The sequence below is a fragment of the Plantactinospora solaniradicis genome, assembly GCF_042658085.1.
Lineage (GTDB): Bacteria > Actinomycetota > Actinomycetes > Mycobacteriales > Micromonosporaceae > Plantactinospora > Plantactinospora solaniradicis.
Window position 1 is genome coordinate 383,956 of record NZ_JBHSPR010000020.1, and the last position, 20,200, is coordinate 404,155.

Here is a 20,200-nt window from a genome sequence, read left to right on the forward strand (position 1 = left end):
TTTGGGGCGGCGCAACCCGCGTCGGGATCAAGCCTGACCGCCCAGAGCGGGTTGTGCCGCCCCAAACCCACCACCCACCTACACCTCTTCGACCGAGCTCGGCTCGCGCCGGGACAGGTCGATGCCGAGTTCCTCCGCAGCGCGGAAGACCTCGTCGTCGGTCTCGCGCATCTCCAGGGCCACACCGTCGCTGGAGAGCACCTCAACATTGAGGCACAGCGACTGCAGCTCCTTGAGCAGCACCTTGAAGGATTCCGGGATGCCCGGTTCGGGAATGTTCTCGCCCTTGACGATGGCCTCGTACACCTTGACCCGGCCGAGGACGTCGTCGGACTTGATCGTCAGCAACTCCTGCAGGGCGTACGCGGCGCCGTACGCCTGCATCGCCCAGCACTCCATCTCGCCGAACCGCTGTCCACCGAACTGCGCCTTACCACCCAGCGGCTGCTGCGTGATCATCGAGTACGGGCCGGTCGACCGAGCGTGGATCTTGTCGTCGACCAGGTGGTTCAGCTTGAGGATGTAGATGTAGCCGACCGCGATCGGATCGGGCAGCGGCTCGCCGGAGCGTCCGTCGAAGAGCTGCGCCTTTCCGCTCGCGCCGATCAGCTGCTTGCCGTCCCGGTTGGGCAGGGTCGACGAGAGCAGACCGGAGATCTCCTCCTCCTTGGCGCCGTCGAAGACCGGCGTCGCCACGTTGGTGTCCGGCTCGGACTCGTGGGCGTCGATCGCGCGCAGCGCGTTCTTCCAGTCGGCGTCCTCGCCATCGACCTTCCAACCGGTCTTGGCCACCCACCCGAGGTGGGTCTCCAGTACCTGGCCGATGTTCATCCGGCTCGGCACGCCGAGCGGGTTGAGCACGATGTCGACCGGCGTGCCGTCCTCCAGGAACGGCATGTCCTCGACAGGCAGGATCTTGGAGATGACGCCCTTGTTGCCGTGCCGGCCGGCGAGCTTGTCGCCGTCCTGGATCTTCCGCTTCTGGGCGACGTAGACCCGGACCAGCTCGTTCACGCCCGGAGGCAGCTCGTCGCCGTCCTCCCGGGAGAAGGTCCGTACGCCGATGACCGTGCCGGTCTCGCCGTGCGGAACCTTCAACGAGGTGTCCCGGACCTCACGCGCCTTCTCACCGAAGATCGCCCGGAGCAGCCGCTCCTCCGGGGTCAGCTCGGTCTCGCCCTTGGGCGTGACCTTGCCGACCAGGATGTCGCCGGTCACGACCTCCGCGCCGATCCGGATGATGCCGCGCTCGTCGAGGTCGGCGAGCATTTCCTCGCTGACGTTCGGGATGTCGCGGGTGATCTCTTCCGGGCCCAGCTTGGTGTCGCGGGCGTCGACCTCGTGCTCCTCGATGTGGATCGAGGTGAGGGCGTCCTGCTGCACGAGGCGCTGCGACAGGATGATCGCGTCCTCGTAGTTGTGGCCCTCCCAGGGCATGAACGCGACGAGCAGGTTACGCCCGAGCGCCATCTCGCCCTCGTCGGTGCAGGGACCGTCGGCGATGACCTGCCCGGCCTCCACCCGGTCGCCCTCGAAGACGACCGGCTTCTGGTTGACGCAGGAGCCGGCGTTCGAGCGGCGGAACTTGTGCAGGAGGTAGGTACGCCGGTGGCCGTCGTCCTGGTGCACCGTCACGTAGTCGGCGCAGAGGTCCTCGACCACACCGCCGACCTCGGCGACGACAACGTCACCGGCGTCGACCGCGGCCCGGTACTCCATGCCCGTACCCACCAGCGGCGACTCGGCCTTGACCAGCGGCACCGCCTGGCGCTGCATGTTGGCGCCCATCAGTGCCCGGTTGGCGTCGTCGTGCTCCAGGAACGGGATCATGGCCGTAGCCACCGACACCATCTGGCGCGGCGACACGTCCATGTAGTCGACGGCGCCCGGTGCGACGTAGTCGATCTCGCCGCCCTTCCGCCGGACCAGGACCCGGTCCTCGGCGAAGGCGCCGTCGGCCCGCACCGCGGTGTTGGCCTGCGCCTTGACGAACCGGTCCTCCTCGTCCGCGGTCAGGTAGTCGATCTGGTCGGTGACCCGGCCCTCGACGACCTTCCGGTACGGCGTCTCGATGAACCCGAACGGGTTCACCCGGCCGAAGGTGGACAGCGCGCCGATCAGGCCGATGTTCGGGCCTTCCGGCGTCTCGATCGGGCACATCCGGCCGTAGTGGGACGGGTGCACGTCCCGGACCTCGAAGCCGGCCCGCTCCCGGGACAGACCACCCGGGCCGAGCGCGCTCAGCCGGCGCCGGTGGGTCAGGCCCGCCAGCGGGTTGGTCTGGTCCATGAACTGGGACAGCTGCGACGTACCGAAGAACTCCTTGATCGCCGCCACCACCGGGCGGATGTTGATCAGGGTCTGCGGCGTGATCGCCTCGACGTCCTGGGTGGTCATCCGCTCCCGGACGACCCGCTCCATCCGGGACAGGCCGACCCGAACCTGGTTCTGGATCAGTTCGCCCACGGTACGGAGCCGGCGGTTGCCGAAGTGGTCGATGTCGTCGGCCTCGTAGCCCTCCTCACCGGCGTGCAGCCGGCAGAGGTATTCCACGGTTGCGACGATGTCGTCCTCGGTCAGCGTGCCCTTGTTCATGGGTACGCCGACTTCGAGCTTCTTGTTGAACTTGTATCGGCCGACCTTGGCTACGTCATACCGCTTCGGGTTGAAGAAGAGGTTGTCGAGCAGGGTCTGGGCGTTCTCCCGCGTCGGGGGCTCGCCCGGCCGGAGCTTGCGGTAGATGTCGAGCAGCGCCTCGTCCACCCCGGCGATGTGGTCCTTCTCCAGGGTGGTCATCATCAGCTCGGACCAGCCGAACCGCTCGCGGATCTGCTCGTTGGTCCAACCGATGGCCTTGAGCAGGACGGTGACGGCCTGCCGGCGCTTGCGGTCGATGCGGACACCTACGGTGTCTCGCTTGTCGATGTCGAACTCCAGCCAGGCACCCCGACTCGGGATGACCTTGACGCTGGAGAGGTCGCGGTCGGAGGTCTTGTCCGGCTGCTTGTCGAAGTAGACGCCCGGGGACCGGACGAGCTGGCTGACCACCACGCGCTCGGTGCCGTTGATGATGAAGGTGCCCTTCGGCGTCATCATCGGGAAGTCGCCCATGAACACCGTCTGGCTCTTGATCTCGCCAGTGGTGTTGTTGGTGAACTCCGCGGTCACGAACAGCGGGGCGCAGTAGGTCAGGTCCTTCTCCTTGCACTCCTCGATCGAGGCCTTGACCTCGTCGAAGCGCGGCGCGGAGAAAGATAGCGACATAGTGCCAGAAAAGTCCTCAATGGGACTGATCTCGTCGAGGATCTCAGCGAGACCCGATCGAGCGTGCGGGTCGTCGGCCGACCGGCCCTGCCAAGCCTCGTTGCCGACCAGCCAGTCAAACGACTCGTTCTGGATGGCAAGGAGGTTGGGGACCTCGAGGTGTTCGGTAATCCTGCCGAAGGAAATTCGGCGGGGCGCGAAAGCGCTCGACGTACGACTGGTCTTCGCAGGGCGGGAAGCTGCCAAGATGCGTCCTTCCGAGGACCGGTGCTGCAGAACGGCTGTTACGCGTGCACTCCAATGGCCCCACTCCAAATATCCATAATCGGACATTCCGAGCAGGGGTCAAGTCGGAAGGCAGCGCAAACTAGCAGTGTAGCCGAGCGGCTAACCGCTGTCCAGCCCACCACGGCAGGGCGTTGCAGAACGTGTCGCCGACACTCGGTCGGCGCGCGCTGAGCGCGCTTACACGTTCCCGCACGCATCCCGCTAGGCCTGTCTGATACCAGCGGCTCGTGGTGCTGCCGTCGGCTCTTACCCAGGTGTCGGCCGTCGCAAGCGCGGAAGGTCTTGCTGATGTCAGCGTGCCTGCCGCTTCGTGCCGCGTCAAGGCCTGATGCCCGGGTCGGGCGACGTCTTTACCCGGGTCGCCATCCGACGCTGGCCGCCCGGGCGGCCGTACGCCCACGCTCGGAGGCACCAAAGCCCTGATCATCGACGGTCGCAGCCTGTCAGCGGACGGGAACGGGCGGCGATCCGGCGCCGGATCACCGCCCGTGGCGAATTGCTGTGCGTCAGCTCACTCGACCCGACGCGGACACCCGCCGCGGCCCGTACCCCGTCGGGTCCCACTCGGCGGAGCGGGGACGGAACGGTCGGGCCGGACGGATGCCGTGGTGCGAACTACTTGAGGGTGACCTTGGCGCCCTCGGCCTCGAGCTTCGCCTTGGCCTTGTCGGCGGTCTCCTTGTTGGCCTTCTCCAGGACGGCCTTCGGCGCGGCCTCGACCAGGTCCTTGGCCTCCTTGAGGCCCAGGCCGGTCAGCTCGCGGACGACCTTGATGACCTGGATCTTCTTGCCACCGTCGGCGTCGAGGATCACGTCGAACTCGTCCTGCTCCGGCTCGGCCTCGGCCGGTGCCGCACCGCCACCGGCGGCGGCGACCGCGACCGGTGCCGCGGCGGTGACCTCGAAGGTCGTCTCGAACTGCTTCACGAACTCCGACAGCTCGATCAGCGTCATCTCCTTGAACGCGTCGAGCAGCTCGTCGGTGCTGAGCTTCGCCATGATGTCTGGCGTCCTTTCCTCAATCTGTTACACGAATATCGGGGTATCGGCGGGGCTGGCCTCAGGCCTGCCCCTCCTTCTCACGCTTGTCCTGCAGGGCAGCCGCCAACCGGGCGGTCTGCGCCAGCGGCGCCTGGAACAGGGCAGCGGCCTTGCTCAGGCTGCCCTTCATCGCGCCGGCCATCTTGGCCAGCAGCACCTCACGGGACTCAAGGTCGGCGAGCTTGTTGACCTCGTCCGCGGTGATCGCCCGGCCCTCGAAGACGCCACCCTTGATGACGAGCTTCGGGTTGGCCTTCGCGAACTCCCGCAGACCCTTCGCCGCCTCGACCACGTCCCCGGAGACGAAGGTCAGCGCGGTAGGACCGGTGAACAGCTCGTCGAGGCCGGCAATGCCAGCATCCGTCGCGGCACGCTTCGCCAGCGTGTTCTTCGCGACCTCGTAGGTCGTGTCCCGACCGAGCGAGCGACGCAACTGGGTCAGCTGGGAAACCGTCAGACCACGGTATTCGGTCAGCACGGTGGCGCCCGAGTTGCGGAAGTACTCGGTGAGCTCGGCGACGGCGGTGGCCTTGTCGGCCCGAACCGGCTTGTCCGCCATGTCCCTCCTCTCTCGTTGCTCCAGGCTGGTCACCATCGACACCGATCGGCCCTCGGGCTCGATCGGGCAACGGGAGCGTCGGAGGCTCCGCCACAACGAGAAACGCCCCGGCGCACGGCGCACGGGGCGGGAAGATCACATGATCATGACCTGGCACGCTATCCGTCTCGCCCTGCGCGGGCCGCCCCGTTCAACGGGACCTTCGACCATGCCGAAGCACGGTGACCAGCGGTCTCTGGGTGATTACGATTTCCGCCCGCAGAAACACGGACAGAATCACAGCCTACGGTACGTCACGGGTGACGGCCAAATCACCCGAGGTGGTCCCGGTCACGCCCGCCGACGGCGCAACCAGGCGTAGCCCGCCAGCGCCACGGCACTCCAGGCCAGCGCGTGCGCCGTCAGCAGGGTCAGCGTGCCCGCGGTCGGGCCTGCCGTACTCGCCCGGGCGGTCGCCAGCACCGGCGGTGCGAGCCAGGGCACCACCGAGGTCTTCAGCCCGAACACGAACGCGCCGACCACCCCGCAGACCAGGACGGCCAACCCGTAGAGCGGACTCGCCGTCGCCGCCCGGCTGGCCAGCGCGCCCAAGGCGATCGCCGCCGGCAGGATCAGCAGGTACGCCCACAGCCCGACCGCCAGCCCCAGCATGATCGGCAGATCGCCGGGCCGCTCCGGGCCGGTGACCCCGCCGACCAGCCACGGCACGAGCAACGCGATCGGCGCGAAGGCCAACCCGGCCGCCACGGCGGCGAGTACGCCGGCCGCGAGTTCCGTCCGCCGACCGGCGACGACTCCCGCGAGCCGGCGCTGGACGTCCGGCTCGGTGTCCAGCAGCAGCCGGCTCTGCCAGGCCAGGATCGGGAACAGTACGACGGCGGAGACCCCGTACGCCTCGGCTGCCTGTGCCCCCGTGCCCCCGTGCAGCACGGTGAGTGCCACGAGTCCGGCGATCAACGGAGGCAGCGCCCGGGCGGACCGGACGAACCCGGCCAACCGCATCCCGATCAGCGGGATCACGGCACCACCTTCCCGGTGCCGTCCGCCCCGACCGATGCGGCCCGCTGACCCGGCTGGGCCGGACCGGCCGGCGGAGTGGACTCGGCCGGAGCGGGGAACCGATCCGGCCGGGCGGGTGGGGCGGCCGGGTCGGGTGGCCGTACCCGCAGCACCTGGTGGCCGGCGGCGCGCAGGTCGGCGACGGTCGCGGCCGCACGGGCGGCCGGGACCGCGATCTCCACGACGGACATCGTCTCGGACCCGGCCCCGGAACTCGCGCCGTTGCCGGTCGCCGGAACGACGACCGCGACGGTGCCGTCGGCGACGCTCCACTGCTGCGCGTCGGGGAGCCGGATCGTCTCGCCCCGGTGGTCACTGACCAGCACGGCGCCGCCGGCCTCGCGGACCTCCCTGATCAACTCCGGGACCAGCTCACGGGTCGCCGCGTCCAGCCCTTCCCAGGGCTCGTCGAGGACGAGCAGATCAGGCGACCGGAGCAGCGCCTGGGCGAGACCCACCTTCTGGGCCGTCCCCTTGGACAGGGCGGGCAGCCGGACGTCCCGGTACGGGGCGATGCCGAGGCGCTCGATCCAGCCGTCCACGGTCCGGGTCAGCGTCGGACCGGAGAGCGCGCGGATCCTGGCCATCGCGGTGAGGTACTGCGCGACGGTGAACGGCTGGTCGGCGGGAAACCGCTCCGGCACCCAACCGATCGTCCGTGGGCGGTCCCGGACCACACCCCGGCTCGGGGTGAGCACCCCGGCGGCCACCTGGAGCAGCGTCGACTTGCCGGCGCCGTTCCGGCCGAGCACCACCGCGCTCTGGCCGGGGCCGATCTCGACCTCGACGGCGCGCAGCACCCACGGCGCACGCGTGCCGTACCGCAGCCAGACCTGATCCAGACGCACGGAAAGGAGACTGCCACAGCGGCACCGGAAATGCCGACACGGGGCGCCCGCGATCTCCGCTGGGCGCCCCGTGTCGGGCTGAACGAGCTACGGGTCGGGCGAGGCTCAGGCCTCGGTCCCCTCCCGCAGGTTCTTCACCACGTTCGGGTCGACCGGAACGCCCGGACCCATGGTGGTGGCCAGGGTGACCTTGCGCAGGTACTTGCCCTTGGACGCGGACGGCTTGGTCCGGAGGACCTCGTCGAGCACCGCGGCGTAGTTGTCGACCAGCTGCGCCTCGGTGAACGACGCCTTGCCGATGATCAGGTGCAGGTTCGAGTGCTTGTCCACCCGGAAGGTGATCTTTCCACCCTTGATCTCCGACACCGCCTTGGTGACGTCCATGGTCACCGTGCCGGTCTTCGGGTTCGGCATGAGACCGCGCGGGCCCAGGATCCGCGCGATCCGGCCGATCTTGGCCATCTGGTCCGGCGTGGCGATCGCCGCGTCGAACTCCAGCCAACCCTCCTGGATCCGGGCCACCAGCTCGTCGGTACCGACCACGTCCGCCCCGGCGGCGGTCGCCTCGTCGGCCTTGGCGCCGGCCGCGAAGACGATCACGCGGGCGGTCTTGCCGGTACCGTGCGGCAGGTTGACCGTGCCCCGGACCATCTGGTCGGCCTTACGGGGGTCGACGCCGAGGCGCATCGCGACCTCGACCGTGGCGTCGAACTTGACGTTGCTGCTCCCCTTGGCCAGCCGTACGGCCTCGACCGGGGTGTAGAGCTTGTCCCGGTCGATGGCTTCGGCTGCCTTGCGGTAGCTCTTGCTGCGCTGCATGTCTGAACACTCCTGTGGTGTCTGGCGGGTACGCGGGTGCCGCGTGCCCTCCCACGAACTGATCGTGCTGGAGGTGGGGGTGGAGCTATTCCTTGACCGTGATGCCCATCGACCGGGCGGTGCCGGCGATGATCTTCTCGGCCTGTTCCACGTCGTTGGCGTTGAGGTCGGACATCTTCTTCTCGGCGATCTCGCGCAGCTGTGCGCGGGTGACCGAGCCGACCTTCTGGCTCTGCGGGACGCCGGAGCCCTTCTGCACGCCGGCGGCCTTGATCAGCAGCCGGGCGGCGGGCGGGGTCTTCAGCACGAAGGTGAAGGTCCGGTCCTCGTACACGCTGATCTCGGCCGGCACGATGTCACCGCGCTGCGACTCGGTCTGCGAGTTGTACGACTTGCAGAACTCCATGATGTTGACGCCGTGCTGGCCCAACGCCGGGCCAACCGGCGGTGCCGGAGTGGCCTGGCCCGCCGGCAGCTGAAGCGTGAACGTCTTGACGAGCTTCTTCTTCGGAGGCATGTCTCTTCCTGGGCTTGAAACTGGGGAACGTGCACCTGAGGTCACCCGTCGGCGCGCACGGTCAAGCGCGCCTCGCGTGGGGCGACGTTCAAGAGTAGCGCAGGACCGCCTCGGGCGACGCGCCGAGGTCGGCCGAGGCCACCCGGGCGGTCGCTGCGGTGCGGGAGCGCCACCCGGGCGGTCGGTACGCCGTACGGCATCTGCCGGGCGCCGACCGCCGGGATCGGCAGCCAGAATCAGATCTTGGCGACCTGGTTGAAGTTGAGTTCGACCGGGGTCTCCCGACCGAAGATCGACACCAGGACCTTGAGCTTCTGCTGATCGGCGTTGATCTCGCTGATCGTGGCGGGCAGCGACGCGAAGGCGCCGTCCGTGACCGTGACCGAGTCGCCGACCTCGAAGTCCAACACCTTGATCTCCGGCTTGGCCTTCTTGGCAGCCTCGGTCTCCACCGCCGGGGCGAGCCACTTCAGCACCTCGTCGAGCGAGAGCGGCGCCGGCCGGTCCGCCCGGTCGGTCGCGCCGACGAAGCCGGTCACCCCGGGGGTGTTGCGGACACAGGAGTACGACTCCGGAGTCAGCTCCATCCGGACCAGGATGTAGCCCGGGAAGACCTTGTTCTGGACCTGGAGGCGCTTGCCGTTCTTGACCTCGACCTCTTCCCGGGTCGGCACCTCGACCTGGTAGATGAACTCCTCCATGTCGAGGCTCGTGATCCGGGTCTCCAGGTTCGTCTTGACCTTGTTCTCGTAACCGGCGTACGAGTGGACCACGTACCAGTCACCCGGCGCGTAGCGCAGCTTCTGCCGCAGCTCGGCGACCGGATCGAAGTCCTCGTCCGGCTCCGGCTCCGCCGTGGGGAACTCCGACTCGTTTGCGGCCTCGACCGACTCGGCACTGCCCGCCGTCGCCACCGCGGACTGCTCGTCCGGGGCCTCGGCGCTCTCGTCGTACTCAGGCACGCTCGCTCACTTCCGTCACTATCAGGTGGGGCAGGTGGTCAGCTGGAGCCGCCGAAGACCCACAGCACGCCTCTGGCGAAGGCGTAGTCCAACCCGGCCACGATCGTCAGCACGACGGCGACGAACACGACCACCACGGCGGTGTAGGTCAGCAGCTCCTTACGGGTCGGCCAGATGACCTTACGCAGCTCTGCCACGACCTCGCGGAAGAACCGGGCAAGCCGGCCGAATATTCCGACCCGGCCCGTTTCCGTCTTGGTCTTGGGGCGACTGTCCGCCGAGTCGGCCTTGGTACGGGCCCGGGTGGCAGTACCACCACGCGAGACCGGCTCGTCCTCATCCTCGTCGTCGTCGGCGTCATCGTCGACGACGTCATCGATCGCCTCGTCCTCGAGACGGTCGTTGTCGTCCTCGTCGCGCCGATTCTTCTCGGCCACTTCGCCCTCCGTCGCCGGGTGGTTGGTACGCGCGTCGGTGAACGCGCGCTGCGCTGGTCACGCCGGCCGGAACCGGGGTCTCCGCCACGGGCACCGACCGCCCGCGACCGAACCCCCGGACGACCGTCCCCCGGAACGGCCCGCGACCGGCGGACCCGATGGAGCGGACCCTGGCGGACATTGCCACCTCGGGTCGACCCCGCCGTTACCACCAACACGAGCCGGTCGCCAAATGATGACGACGCCGATCCCGGGACCGGTCAGGCCGTAGGCGCAGGGGTGACAGGACTTGAACCTGCAGCCTGCGGTTTTGGAGACCGCTGCTCTGCCAATTGAGCTACACCCCTGTGCGGGCAGCCGGACCCCACTCGGGCACGCACGCCTGAGTAGAGGCCACTTGCCCCACGGCGGACCAGTGTACGGGTAGAGGCACGAGTTTCCCAACCGGTGCGCCGAAGCGTGCCGGTGAGACACCGCTCCGACCTGCCGGCCAGGTCCCGGACGGCCACGGACCCACGCCGGACCCCCGGCCCCACCGCCACGACCGTCAGGCCGGCGTACGGATCACGGCTCGGGCCTGGGCCAGCACCTTCTCGCCCAGGCAGGTGGCGGTCAGGTCGAGCCGGGTCAGTCCGGGCTCACCCGCGTCCCGGGCGACGGCGGTCACCTCGATCTCGGTGCCCTCGTCGTCGTCCGGCACCACGACCGGCCGGGTGAACCGGACGCCGTACTCGACCACCGCGTCCGGGGAGCCGGCCCACTCGGTCACCGCGCGTCCGACGAGCGCCATGGTGAACATGCCGTGCGCGATCACCCCGGGCAGGCCCACCTTGGTCGCGATCCGGTCGCTCCAGTGGATCGGGTTGAAGTCACCCGAGGCTCCCGCGTAGCGGACCAGGTCCGCGCGGGTGATCCGGTAGGTCCGGGGAGACAGATCCATGTCAGCCCTCTCCGCGTACGACGAGCTTGGACCAGACGGTGACCACCGGTTCCCCGGCCGTCGTGCTGACCTCGGTACGGGTGGTCAGGAAGCCGTGTCCGCCACGCGAGACGATGTCCTCGACCGTGTTGACGCAGACCAGCTCGTCGCCGGCCACCACCGGCCGGGTGTAACGGAACCGCTGGTCGCCGTGGACCACCCGGCTGTAGTCGATGCCGAGTTCCGGGTCCTCGACGATCTGGCGGCTGGCCGCCATGGTGATCGTCATCGGGAAGGTCGGCGGCGCCAGCACGTCGGGGTGGCCGAGGGCCCGGGCGGCGTCCGGATCGTGGTACGCCGGCTCCTCGGCCCCGATCGCCGTGGCGAACTCTCGGATCTTCTCGCGCCCCACCTGGTAGGGCGCCGTCGGCGGGTAGGTACGGCCGACGAAGGACGGGTCCAGGGACATGTCGCCGAACCTACACGGCGCCGGCGAGCCGCCCGGATATCACGGAGCGACCGGGACGAACGCCACCGAAACCGGATAACCGGCGTTGAACACAACAAATCGCCGCCCCGACCACCGGCGGAGCGGGCCTGGGGCGCGCTCGCCGGGATCGGAACGGCGATCCTGGTTCTGGGTGAGCCGACTCGCGTCGGCCCGCGTCAGCGGGTCTCGCGGTGGAGAGTGTGCTTGCCGTCCCGGGGGCAGAACTTCTTCAGCTCGATGCGGTCCGGGTCGTTACGGCGGTTCTTGCGCGTGATGTAGTTGCGCTCTTTGCACTCCACACACGCCAAAGTGATCTTCGGACGGACATCAGTCGCCTTGGCCACGGTGGGGCGCCTTCCTCATCAACGGTTTCGACTAACGATGTACCAGCGTAGACGCCTGCCACGCGGATCTGCAAAGCGGGCACCAGTGGCGCCCCCCGGTCCAGCCCCCGGGGCTAACCGGCGACCGAGAGTAGCGGTGGCCGGACTTGAACCGGCGACACAACGATTATGAGCCGTTTGCTCTACCAACTGAGCTACACCGCTGTGAGCGGGTCCAGCTGAACCCTCTGAGCCCCCTTACGGAATCGAACCGTAGACCTTCTCCTTACCATGGAGACGCTCTGCCGACTGAGCTAAGGGGGCACCGCGCGATCTTTCCCGCTGGCGCGCAGAGGTAAGAGTACACGGCGTACGGCACGAGGTGAAATCAGATCCCCGGTAGCGTTCCGGGGCATCGAACCGGCCGGTGGACCGGCTCACGGCACCGCCCGCAGCCGCCGTACGTCGGCGCCGCTCGGGTGGGCCTCGGACTCCGACTGGGCGGCGAACCACGCCTCCAGCCGCTCGTACGGCAGCGGACGGCTGAACAGGAATCCCTGCCCGATCTGGCAGCCGATGTCCTGTAGCAGTTCCAGGGTGAGTTCGCTCTCCACGCCCTCGGCGACCACGGCCAGACCGAATTGCTGGGAGAGCGTCACCACCGCGTTCACGATCGCCAGGTCCACCGGGTCGGTCGCCATGCCCTGCACGAAGGAGCGGTCGACCTTGACCTCGTTGACCGGCAGCCGGCGCAGGTAGGAGAGCGAGGAGTGGCCGGTGCCGAAGTCGTCGACCGCCAGACGTACCCCGATGTCACGCAGCCGGCGCAGCCCCGGCACCGCGCGTTCGGTGCCGTCCAGCACACCGGCTTCCTTGATCTCGAGGGTGAGCAGTTCCGGGGCGACGCCGTACTCGGTGAGCAGTTCCTGCACCTGGGCGGGGAACTGCTGGTCGCCGAGGGTCCGCGCGGAGACGTTCACCGAGACCGCCAGCGGCTCACCACCGATGCTCCAGTCACGACTGCGCCGGAGCGCCTCCCGGAGGACCAGCTCGGTCAGCCGGCCGAGTTGGCCGGTGTGCTCGGCCACCGCCACGAAGTCCTCCGGAGCGACCGCACCGTGTGCCGGATGCTCCCAACGGGCCAGGCACTCCACCCCGACGAACCGCCGGTTCCGCAGCGTGACCTTGGGCTGGTAGTAGACCTGTACCTCGGCGTTGTCCAGCGCCCGCCGCAGGTCCCCGGCGAGACCGAGCCGGTGTGACGACCGCGACTCCAGCCCGGGGCTGAACAACTGGATCCCGTCCGGGGCCGACTTGGCCTTGGTCACGGCGAGATCGGCCCGTTGCAGCAGGGTGGCCGAGTCACTGCCGTGGTCGGGATGCACTGCCACTCCGACCACGGTGTCGACATCGAGGACCAGCGCGTCGAAGACCATCCGGTCACGGATCTGCTCACGCAACTGCGCGGCCAGTTCGAGCACCGCGTCCACGCTCTCCATCCGCAGGGTCACCACGAACTCGTCGCTGCCGATCCGGCCGACCAACGCGGCCGGTGGCGCCGAGGCGCGCAGTCGGTTCGCCACCTCGGTCAGCACCTGGTCACCCGCCGCGTGCCCCACCGACTCGTTGACCTGGCGGAGTGAGTCCACATCGAACAGCATCACGGCCACCACCTCGCCGGGGGCGCGTACTCCGACCGCCTTCTCGAGCGCGTCGCTCACCCGTCGCCGGTTCGGCAGGTTGGTCAGCCCGTCGTGGTAAGCGTCGTGGCGCAGCCGGTCAACCAGTCGCGAGTTCTCGAGTGCCACCGCCACGTGTGCCGCGATCGTTTCGAGGATCGGCAGGTCGCCCGTTGTGAAGTGGCCGATATCGCCGAGTCGGTTCACCACCTCCAGGGAGCCGATGACCGCCTGGCCGGATCGCAACGGGGTGACGATGACGTCCTTGACTCCCGCCCCACGCAGTGCCTCCCGGACATCCCGATCCCCGCCCACCCTGGCGCCGGCGGCAACCGTGCGACCTTCGTCGCACGCCCGCTGCCGGGCAATGACCGGGGTGCGGGAGATGTCGAGCAGCCCGCGCTCGTCGACCCGGGCGGTCAACAGCACCTCCGGGTGGCGCCCCTGGGCCGGCAGCCAGAGGGTGGCGGCCTCGGCCTGCATGATGGCCCGGACCCGCACCAGCAGCGAGTCGGCCAGCGTCCCGTCCTGGCCGCGCTCGCTCATCGCCTTGGTCATCTCGTAGACGTCGGCCAGCGTGCGGTGCTGGCGGAAGAACTGTGCGTACGACCGGTACAGCACCGCCACGGCGCAGGCGAGCGCGAGCAGCAGCAGCGCGGACCACCAGGTGGTCCGGATGCAGAGCATGACGACCAGGCCCACCGCGACGTTGATCGTGGCGGCGACCAGTCCCGGTCCGGAGGAACGAATCATCTCCCAGCCGGCCGGTGCCCCGTGGATCACGGCGATCACCGCGACGACGGCCCCGAGCGTGACCAGGGTGTGACTGCCGACGGCGGCGAACAGGATGGCCCAGGTGCCCGGCCCGAACCCGCGCATGTCCGGCAGGGCCAGTAGGACGAGGCTGGCCATCGAACTGGCTGTCGCCGCCTTTGCGACGTTGAACCAGCCCTTGGGTTGGGCGAACCGGCGGCGCACCTGGGTGATGAGCGAGCCCAGGGTGAAGACCAGCACCACGGTCAGCGGCGGCAGCGCAAAGAGCGCGAAGAGCAGCGGGATCTCGGTGATGGTGAACGACATCGTCTGGCGCCGGACGACGAAGTGGAACATCGGTATCTCGGAGACCAGGACCAAGCCGAAGATCAGGGCGGCCAAGGGCCACTCGCCGATGGGACTCTCGCCAAGTACGCCGAGTGCCGCCGTCAGCACGACGGCAAGGATTCCGAGCGGACCGGTAACGAGCCAGGCATGCTCGGGAGACCGACGTGTCACTGCAGAGCCCCTAGGCATATCACTCCCCGTCTATGGGGGATCGCTCCTCGGCGAGGACGGCCCTCTTATGTCCACTCGAAGCCGAAGGCCTGGAAGGCGCCCCTAGGGGTGGGCTGCATACCCTCGTCAGACGTCTCCGAGGCCGTCACTACCCTCATGCCCGCCCCGTCGATCACGCCCACGCTCACGACTGAACCACCTACGGCGAGCACGGCGAGCACAAGAAGGGAGCCAACGAACCGGCCCAACCTCCATGCAGGCATTGGTTGCTCCCGTCGAGTGATGTGTCATAGAAGCTAGATGTTCCATGATGGTGCCACAGTCCGGTGAACCGGCAAAGCCATCGGAAGAGCGACCACCCGGGGATCGCCGAAGTCTAACCGTTCGGTAGGGACAACTCCCCCGGCCGGCCGCAACCACCTCGCCGGCAAATGGCCGACATGATTCACTCACTGCTCAATAAGACTCACCACCCGTACATGGTCAGCTACATCAAATACCGTCGTCGACAGATATCGGTTAAACCGCTTTATCTATCTGACTCTGCCCATTACGGACGGAGTCTCCATCGACGGCCTCCTCGACCGCAGAGTAGAGGCAGCTGTCCACTGCGGAGCGCTCAGTGTTCGCCGGATCGGCCGGTGGCCTGGACGGGACGGGAAGAGTCACCCTCCGTGAATGCGCCCGCACGAGCTGCTGCGGCGGCGTCCCGGGCCGCCCGCTCGGCAAGCTGCCCGTCGGCAGGCGACCGCAGGAGCACCAGTTCGTGGTAGAGCGGCGCGGTGGCCGCGACGATCAGCCGACGTGCGGCACTTTCCGCCGGTATGTCGCCCCGCGCCACGGCCCGCCGCACGATGACCTCGCAACGGGCGTACCGGTCGGTCCAGAACGCGCGGAGCGCCTCCGCGGCCTGCGGCGACCGGAACGACGCGGAGATCAGCGCAATCGTGATCGGCGAACCGCCGGTCAGTGCGGCGTACACCTCCCGGTTGACCGCGATCAGATCGCCTTCGAGCGAGCCCGTGTCCGGCGGGTGCCACCCGTCGTCGGCGGCCTCGGCGAGAACGTCGGCGAGCAGCCCGCCGACATCACGCCAGCGCCGGTAGACCGTGGTGCGGTGCACGCCCGCCCGGTCCGCCACGGCGTCCACGGCCAGGGCGTCGTATCCGTACTCCAGCAGGTGGGCACGGACGGCGTCGAGCACCCGGCGGCGCACCTGCGCGGTACGTCCACCCGGCCGCCGGGCCGGCCCCGGCCGCACCGCTCCGGCCGGTACGGCGGAGAAGTCGCTTGGCGGTCGCTGCGGGGTCATGGCAGTATCTTATTGCTACATCCGTCGCCTTAAGCGAGGTCTCTCCGATGCTCCTGTGAAGCGTTCACCGCGTCCCGTGCCGTCACCTCGACGGACGCCGACCGCTCGACGCCCAGGAGTACAGGAGTATCGGAATGCCTACCCAGATCAGCCTGCACGCCGTCAGCAAGACCTACGGCGACCGGACCGTGCTGGACGGGGTCACCTGCACCGTCGCCCCCGGCGAACGCGCCGGGATCATCGGCGAGAACGGTTCGGGCAAGTCCACGCTGCTGCGTCTGCTCGCCGGTCGGGAGAGGCCCGACGAGGGACAGGTGACCGTCGTCGCCACCGCCGGTGTCGGGTAGCTCGGACAGGAAGCACCGCTGCCGACGTACCTGCGGGTGCGGCAGGTCATCGACGGCGCCCTCGCCGAACTACGCGCGATCGAGGCCCGGCTGCGGGAGTTGGAGCCGCTGCTCGCCGACGGCGACGACCGGCAGCTGACCGAGTACGGCGACCTGGCGACGGTCTTCGAACTGCGTGGTGGGTACGGCGCCGACGCCCGGGTGGCGCGCACCCTGCACGCGCTCGGCCTGGCCGGTGTCGACCACGAGCGGCGGCTCGACAGCCTCTCCGGGGGCGAGCGGGCCCGGCTGCACCTGGCGGCGGTCCTGGCCGCCGGCTCCGAGGTGTTGCTGCTCGACGAGCCGACCAACCATCTCGACGACGATTCGCTGACCTGGCTGGAGGAGCACCTAAGGGGCAGAGTCGGGACCACCGTCGTCGTGTCGCACGACCGCCTCTTCCTCGAACGGGTCACCAGCACATTGATCGACGTGGACGGTGACCGCCACACCCTGACCCGGTACGGCGACGGGTACGCCGGCTACCTGGCCGAACGGGCGGCGGCGCGGCGGCGCTGGGCGGAGGCCCACCTCCGATGGCGGACCGAGGTCGACCGGACACGTGAGGCCGCGGCGACCACCGCGCGCCAGGTGGCACCGGGCCGGCTGATGAAGGACCGCAACAAGATGGCGTACGACCGCGACGCCGGCCGGGTCCAACAGTCCGTCGCGAGCCGGGTCCGCAACGCCGAACAACGGCTACGGCGCCTGTACGACCAACCGGTGCCGCCGCCTCCGGAGCCGCTCCGGTTCACTCCGCCGCTGCCCGGCACGGCGACCGACGGCATCCTGCTGGACGTCTCGGGAGTCACGGTCGCCGGCCGGCTTCTCGATGTCCGGCTGACCGTGCGCGGCGGGGACCGGTTGCTGATCGGCGGGCCGAACGGGGCGGGGAAGAGCACCCTGCTGCGGGTGCTGGCCGGTGAACTCGCCCCGGACGCGGGCCGGTTGGACCGCCGGGCCCGGATCGGATACCTGCCCCAGGAGACGACGTCGGTCACACGTCCCCGGGAGACCCTGCTGACGGCCTTCGGCCGGGGGCTGCCCGGACCGCCGGACACACACCGCGACCGACTGCTGTCCCTGGGGCTGTTCGAACGCGACCGGCTCGACGTACCCGTGTCGGACCTCTCCACCGGGCAGCGACAACGGCTCGCCCTCGCACGGCTGCTCAGTCGGCCCGCCGACCTGCTGCTACTCGACGAACCGACCAACCACCTCTCCCCCGGTCTGGTGGAGGAACTGGAGGCGGCGCTCGCGGACTATCCGGGCGCGCTGCTCGTGGTGAGCCACGACCGGCGACTGCGCCAACGGTGGCGTGGCGAGCACCGCGCGATGACCGACGGGCGGCTGGAGACGGACTCGGATTCACGCGTTCGAGGAAGACTTTCGAGGTAGGAAGGAAATGCGATGCGACGACACGTCCCACCGTCGATCCAGGAAATGCCGGTGTCAGGCCCTGACGCGGGGCCGTACGGCATCACGGCCGGGCCGGACGGCGCGCTCTGGAGCACCCTGGTGCATGCCGGCCGGATTGTCCGACTCGGCGTGGACGGCCACGTCGACAGCTACCCGCTCGACGATCCGTCGTGCGGGCCGTCGGTCATCGCCTCCGGCCCGGACGGTGCGCTCTGGTTCACCCGGTTCCGGGACCATCGGATCGGTCGGATCACCACCCGGGGCGAGGTCACCTCGTACCCGCTGCCGACGCCGGACTGTGGGCCGTTCGGCATCACGACCGGCCCCGACGGTGCGCTCTGGTTCACCGAGATGAACACCGACCGGATCGGCCGGATCAGCACCGACGGAACGGTCACGGAGTATCCGCTACCCACCTCCGGAGGGCTGCCCAGTGTGATCACAGCCGGGCCCGACGGCGCGCTGTGGTTCACCCTCAACCAGGCGAACTCGATCGGCCGGCTCGGCCCGGGCGGCGTACCGGCCCTGCATCCGCTGCCCACGCCGGGCGCCGCACCGGTCGGCATCACCGCCGGGTCCGACGGCGCCGTCTGGTTCGTCGAGATCGGGGCCGGTCAGCTCGGCAGGATCACTCCGGACGGCCGGATCCAGGAGTTTCCGCTGCCGGACCGGGCCGCCCGGCCGCACGCCATCGTCGCGGACCCGGCCGGTGGCTGCTGGTTCACCGAGTGGGGCGCCAACCGGGTCGGGCGGGTCACGGTCGAGGGCGAGATCTGGGGGTACGACCTGCCGACGCCCGGTTCCGAACCGCACGGGATAACGGTCGGCCCGGACGGGGCGATCTGGGTGGCCCTGGAGATCGGCGGCATCGCCCGGCTGACGCCGTGATCGGGCGGCACTCCGTCAGCTACCGGCGGTCTCGGCCGGAGCACCGAACCAGCGGACGAGGGCCGATCGCAGCGCCTCGCGGTCCCGGTCGTCCGGCCGGGGAGACGCCGTCGCCCAGGCGACGTAGCAGTCCGGCCGCAGTAGCAGCGCGGTGACGGTCGGATCCTCCGCCCGTGCGGTCACCACGTCGACCCGGTCACGCCAGCTGGCGGCGTCGCCGGTCAGCGTGCCGCCGTCGCTGAGGTCCAGGAGCAGGGGCCGGGCCCGGCGGGTGAGTTCGGCCAGCCGTACCGGGCCGGTTTCGGTGTGCAGCAGCAGATCGGGCGCCCAACGGCCGATCGGCGGGGACGATTCGGCGGCGAGGTCCGGCCCCATGTCGTACCGGATGTCCGCGCCGGCCAACAGGTCCGCGAGATGCCGCACCGTACGTCGGTCCGCCAGCAGTTCGCTGAACAGCGCACGCAGGGCGCTGATGTCGATGCCCGGCCCGGCCAGCACGCCCTGCGCCTGGGTGTGCATGGTGACCCGTTCGCCGGCTGGCCGGCGCTCGCTCTCGTAGCTGTCCAGCAGTCCCGGTGGCGCCCATCCGCGCACCTCGGCGGCGAGCTTCCAACCCAGGTTGACCGCGTCCTGCAGACCCAGGTTCAGCCCGGGTCCGCCGATCGCCGAGTGCACGTGCGCGGCGTCGCCGAGCAGCAGGATCCGGCCGTCGCGGTACCGGTCGGCCAGTCGGGTGTTGCCGCCGGTCAGCCTGCGCAGCATGTGCGGGCCGGCGCCTTCCGGTGGCCCGAGCGGCAGGTCGACGCCGAGTACCCGCCGTGCGCTCTCCCGCAGCTCGGCGATGGTGAGCGGCTCCGGGAAGTCCCGGCCCTCGTCGCCGGGTGGTCGCAGCTCCAGGGTGTTCAGCGCGGGCGGGCCGCTCGGGAACGGCGCCCAGGCGAGCAGCCCCCGCTCGGTGCGGTGGTGCAGGAACGGCGGAACGATTCCGTATCCGGGTATCGCCAGACCACCGCTCGCCGGATCGATCAGCTCGGCGGGCACGCTGACGTGGCCGCTCCGGGCGACCGTACGGTCCGTGGTCACGCCCGGGAAGCCGATGCCGGCGAGCTTGCGGACCACACTGCGCCCGCCGTCGGCCCCGACCAGAAACCGGGTCTCGATCCGGTACGGGCCAGCCGGCCCCGTCACCTCGACCGTGACCGCGTCGGGCTGCCGGACCAGTCCGGTCACCTCGTGCCCGCGGCGGATCTCGACGCCGAGCTCGGCGGCCCGCTCCGCCAGCATCTGTTCGAGCCGACGCTGCGGCACCATCAGCAGGTAGACCGGATTGTCGGAGAGTACGGACAGGTCGAGCGGAAACGCACCGAACATGTAGGACGGTGCCGGGCGCGGTGCTGCCGGGCTGCCACTGAGCCGTTCGTGCAGCCCTCGACGATCGAGCATCCGGACGACCTGGCCGACGAGCCCGTTGGCCCGCTGCTCGTCGGTGGGGCCGGTCAGCCGCTCCAGCACCAGCGGTCGCACGCCGGCCAGGGCCAGTTCGCAGGCCAGCATCAGGCCGTTCGGCCCGGCGCCGGCGATGAGACATCGTCGGACATGGTGAAACCTCCGTGGGTGGGATCCGCTGTTCGCGCGGGCTGCGTCGACGAGGGGTGTGTCGACGTGAGATGTGTCGAGTGAGATGTGTCGGTGCGGGGCCGTCGACGCGGCGGGTCGTC

Annotated in this window: 16 protein-coding genes, 3 tRNA genes and 1 pseudogene; 2 read left to right on the plus strand and 18 right to left on the minus strand. The window is 69.5% G+C overall.

Annotated elements, in window-relative coordinates:
* Window positions 1-78: 78 nt before the first annotated feature.
* The 17 genes from rpoB to ACFP2T_RS26210 all read right to left on the minus strand — a co-directional run bounded on the left by rpoB (window position 79) and on the right by ACFP2T_RS26210 (window position 15,681).
* Window positions 79-3,510, minus strand: coding sequence for a DNA-directed RNA polymerase subunit beta (gene rpoB, locus ACFP2T_RS26130; RefSeq protein ID WP_377425834.1), 3,432 nt, complete (start codon window positions 3,508-3,510; stop codon window positions 79-81).
* A 657-nt stretch (window positions 3,511-4,167) separates the two neighbouring features.
* Window positions 4,168-4,551, minus strand: a complete 384-nt coding sequence (gene rplL, locus ACFP2T_RS26135; protein ID WP_377425836.1) for a 50S ribosomal protein L7/L12 — start codon at window positions 4,549-4,551, stop codon at window positions 4,168-4,170.
* A 61-nt stretch (window positions 4,552-4,612) separates the two neighbouring features.
* Window positions 4,613-5,152 carry a 50S ribosomal protein L10 gene (gene rplJ, locus ACFP2T_RS26140; protein WP_101368155.1) on the minus strand — a complete coding sequence of 180 codons (540 nt, stop codon included), beginning with the start codon at window positions 5,150-5,152 and terminating at the stop codon, window positions 4,613-4,615.
* Window positions 5,153-5,482: 330 nt separating this feature from the next.
* Window positions 5,483-6,172 (minus strand): hypothetical protein, encoded by a 690-nt coding sequence (locus tag ACFP2T_RS26145; RefSeq protein WP_377425840.1) that lies wholly within the window; start codon window positions 6,170-6,172, stop codon window positions 5,483-5,485.
* On the minus strand, window positions 6,169-7,059 hold the full coding sequence (locus ACFP2T_RS26150; protein ID WP_377425842.1) for an ATP-binding cassette domain-containing protein: 891 nt from the start codon (window positions 7,057-7,059) through the stop codon (window positions 6,169-6,171). The genes ACFP2T_RS26145 and ACFP2T_RS26150 overlap by 4 nt, the downstream gene beginning before the upstream one ends.
* A gap of 105 nt (window positions 7,060-7,164) precedes the next feature.
* Window positions 7,165-7,878, minus strand: a complete 714-nt coding sequence (rplA, locus tag ACFP2T_RS26155; RefSeq protein WP_377425844.1) for a 50S ribosomal protein L1 — start codon at window positions 7,876-7,878, stop codon at window positions 7,165-7,167.
* A gap of 85 nt (window positions 7,879-7,963) precedes the next feature.
* Entirely contained in the window at window positions 7,964-8,395 is a 432-nt protein-coding gene (gene rplK / locus ACFP2T_RS26160; RefSeq protein ID WP_377425847.1) for a 50S ribosomal protein L11, read from the minus strand.
* A gap of 236 nt (window positions 8,396-8,631) precedes the next feature.
* Window positions 8,632-9,357 carry a transcription termination/antitermination protein NusG gene (gene nusG / locus ACFP2T_RS26165; protein WP_192765411.1) on the minus strand — a complete coding sequence of 242 codons (726 nt, stop codon included), beginning with the start codon at window positions 9,355-9,357 and terminating at the stop codon, window positions 8,632-8,634.
* A gap of 38 nt (window positions 9,358-9,395) precedes the next feature.
* Window positions 9,396-9,794, minus strand: a complete 399-nt coding sequence (gene secE, locus ACFP2T_RS26170; RefSeq protein ID WP_377425850.1) for a preprotein translocase subunit SecE — start codon at window positions 9,792-9,794, stop codon at window positions 9,396-9,398.
* Between the two features lie 274 nt (window positions 9,795-10,068).
* Window positions 10,069-10,141 (minus strand) — tRNA-Trp (locus tag ACFP2T_RS26175).
* A 200-nt stretch (window positions 10,142-10,341) separates the two neighbouring features.
* Window positions 10,342-10,734, minus strand: coding sequence for a MaoC family dehydratase (locus ACFP2T_RS26180; protein WP_377425852.1), 393 nt, complete (start codon window positions 10,732-10,734; stop codon window positions 10,342-10,344).
* A gap of 1 nt (window position 10,735) precedes the next feature.
* On the minus strand, window positions 10,736-11,182 hold the full coding sequence (locus ACFP2T_RS26185; RefSeq protein ID WP_377425854.1) for an FAS1-like dehydratase domain-containing protein: 447 nt from the start codon (window positions 11,180-11,182) through the stop codon (window positions 10,736-10,738).
* A 197-nt stretch (window positions 11,183-11,379) separates the two neighbouring features.
* Window positions 11,380-11,547, minus strand: coding sequence for a 50S ribosomal protein L33 (gene rpmG / locus ACFP2T_RS26190; RefSeq protein ID WP_046567246.1), 168 nt, complete (start codon window positions 11,545-11,547; stop codon window positions 11,380-11,382).
* Between the two features lie 131 nt (window positions 11,548-11,678).
* Window positions 11,679-11,751, minus strand: a tRNA-Met gene (locus ACFP2T_RS26195).
* Window positions 11,752-11,777: 26 nt separating this feature from the next.
* Window positions 11,778-11,850 (minus strand) — tRNA-Thr (locus ACFP2T_RS26200).
* A 113-nt stretch (window positions 11,851-11,963) separates the two neighbouring features.
* Complete coding sequence (locus ACFP2T_RS26205) at window positions 11,964-14,495, minus strand: putative bifunctional diguanylate cyclase/phosphodiesterase (protein ID WP_377425856.1); 2,532 nt, start codon at window positions 14,493-14,495, stop codon at window positions 11,964-11,966.
* 601 nt (window positions 14,496-15,096) lie between these two features.
* Window positions 15,097-15,681, minus strand: coding sequence for a TetR/AcrR family transcriptional regulator (locus ACFP2T_RS26210; RefSeq protein WP_377426228.1), 585 nt, complete (start codon window positions 15,679-15,681; stop codon window positions 15,097-15,099).
* A 242-nt stretch (window positions 15,682-15,923) separates the two neighbouring features.
* On the opposite strand from ACFP2T_RS26210, the pseudogene abc-f reads away from it, so the two are divergent.
* Together abc-f and ACFP2T_RS26220 are read left to right on the plus strand one after the other, a co-directional pair.
* A pseudogene (gene abc-f, locus ACFP2T_RS26215) lies at window positions 15,924-17,573 on the plus strand (ribosomal protection-like ABC-F family protein).
* Window positions 17,574-17,585: 12 nt separating this feature from the next.
* A complete protein-coding gene (locus tag ACFP2T_RS26220) occupies window positions 17,586-18,482 on the plus strand; it encodes a Vgb family protein (RefSeq protein WP_465264270.1) in 897 nt (298 codons plus the stop codon).
* A gap of 15 nt (window positions 18,483-18,497) precedes the next feature.
* On the opposite strand, the gene ACFP2T_RS26225 is transcribed toward ACFP2T_RS26220, so the two are convergent.
* Window positions 18,498-20,063, minus strand: coding sequence for an FAD-dependent monooxygenase (locus tag ACFP2T_RS26225; protein ID WP_377426233.1), 1,566 nt, complete (start codon window positions 20,061-20,063; stop codon window positions 18,498-18,500).
* Window positions 20,064-20,200: the final 137 nt, after the last annotated feature.

Bases quoted from the DNA above. Each gene is read 5' to 3' on its own strand.
- rplL (WP_377425836.1), bottom strand. From the start codon at position 4,551: ATGGCGAAGCTCAGCACCGACGAGCTGCTCGACGCGTTCAAGGAGATG.
- rplJ (WP_101368155.1), bottom strand. From the start codon at position 5,152: ATGGCGGACAAGCCGGTTCGGGCCGACAAGGCCACCGCCGTCGCCGAG.
- rplA (WP_377425844.1), bottom strand. From the start codon at position 7,878: ATGCAGCGCAGCAAGAGCTACCGCAAGGCAGCCGAAGCCATCGACCGG.
- rplK (WP_377425847.1), bottom strand. From the start codon at position 8,395: ATGCCTCCGAAGAAGAAGCTCGTCAAGACGTTCACGCTTCAGCTGCCG.
- ACFP2T_RS26180 (WP_377425852.1), bottom strand. From the start codon at position 10,734: ATGGATCTGTCTCCCCGGACCTACCGGATCACCCGCGCGGACCTGGTC.
- ACFP2T_RS26185 (WP_377425854.1), bottom strand. From the start codon at position 11,182: ATGTCCCTGGACCCGTCCTTCGTCGGCCGTACCTACCCGCCGACGGCG.
- ACFP2T_RS26205 (WP_377425856.1), bottom strand. From the start codon at position 14,495: ATGCCTAGGGGCTCTGCAGTGACACGTCGGTCTCCCGAGCATGCCTGG.
- ACFP2T_RS26220 (WP_465264270.1), top strand. From the start codon at position 17,586: ATGCGACGACACGTCCCACCGTCGATCCAGGAAATGCCGGTGTCAGGC.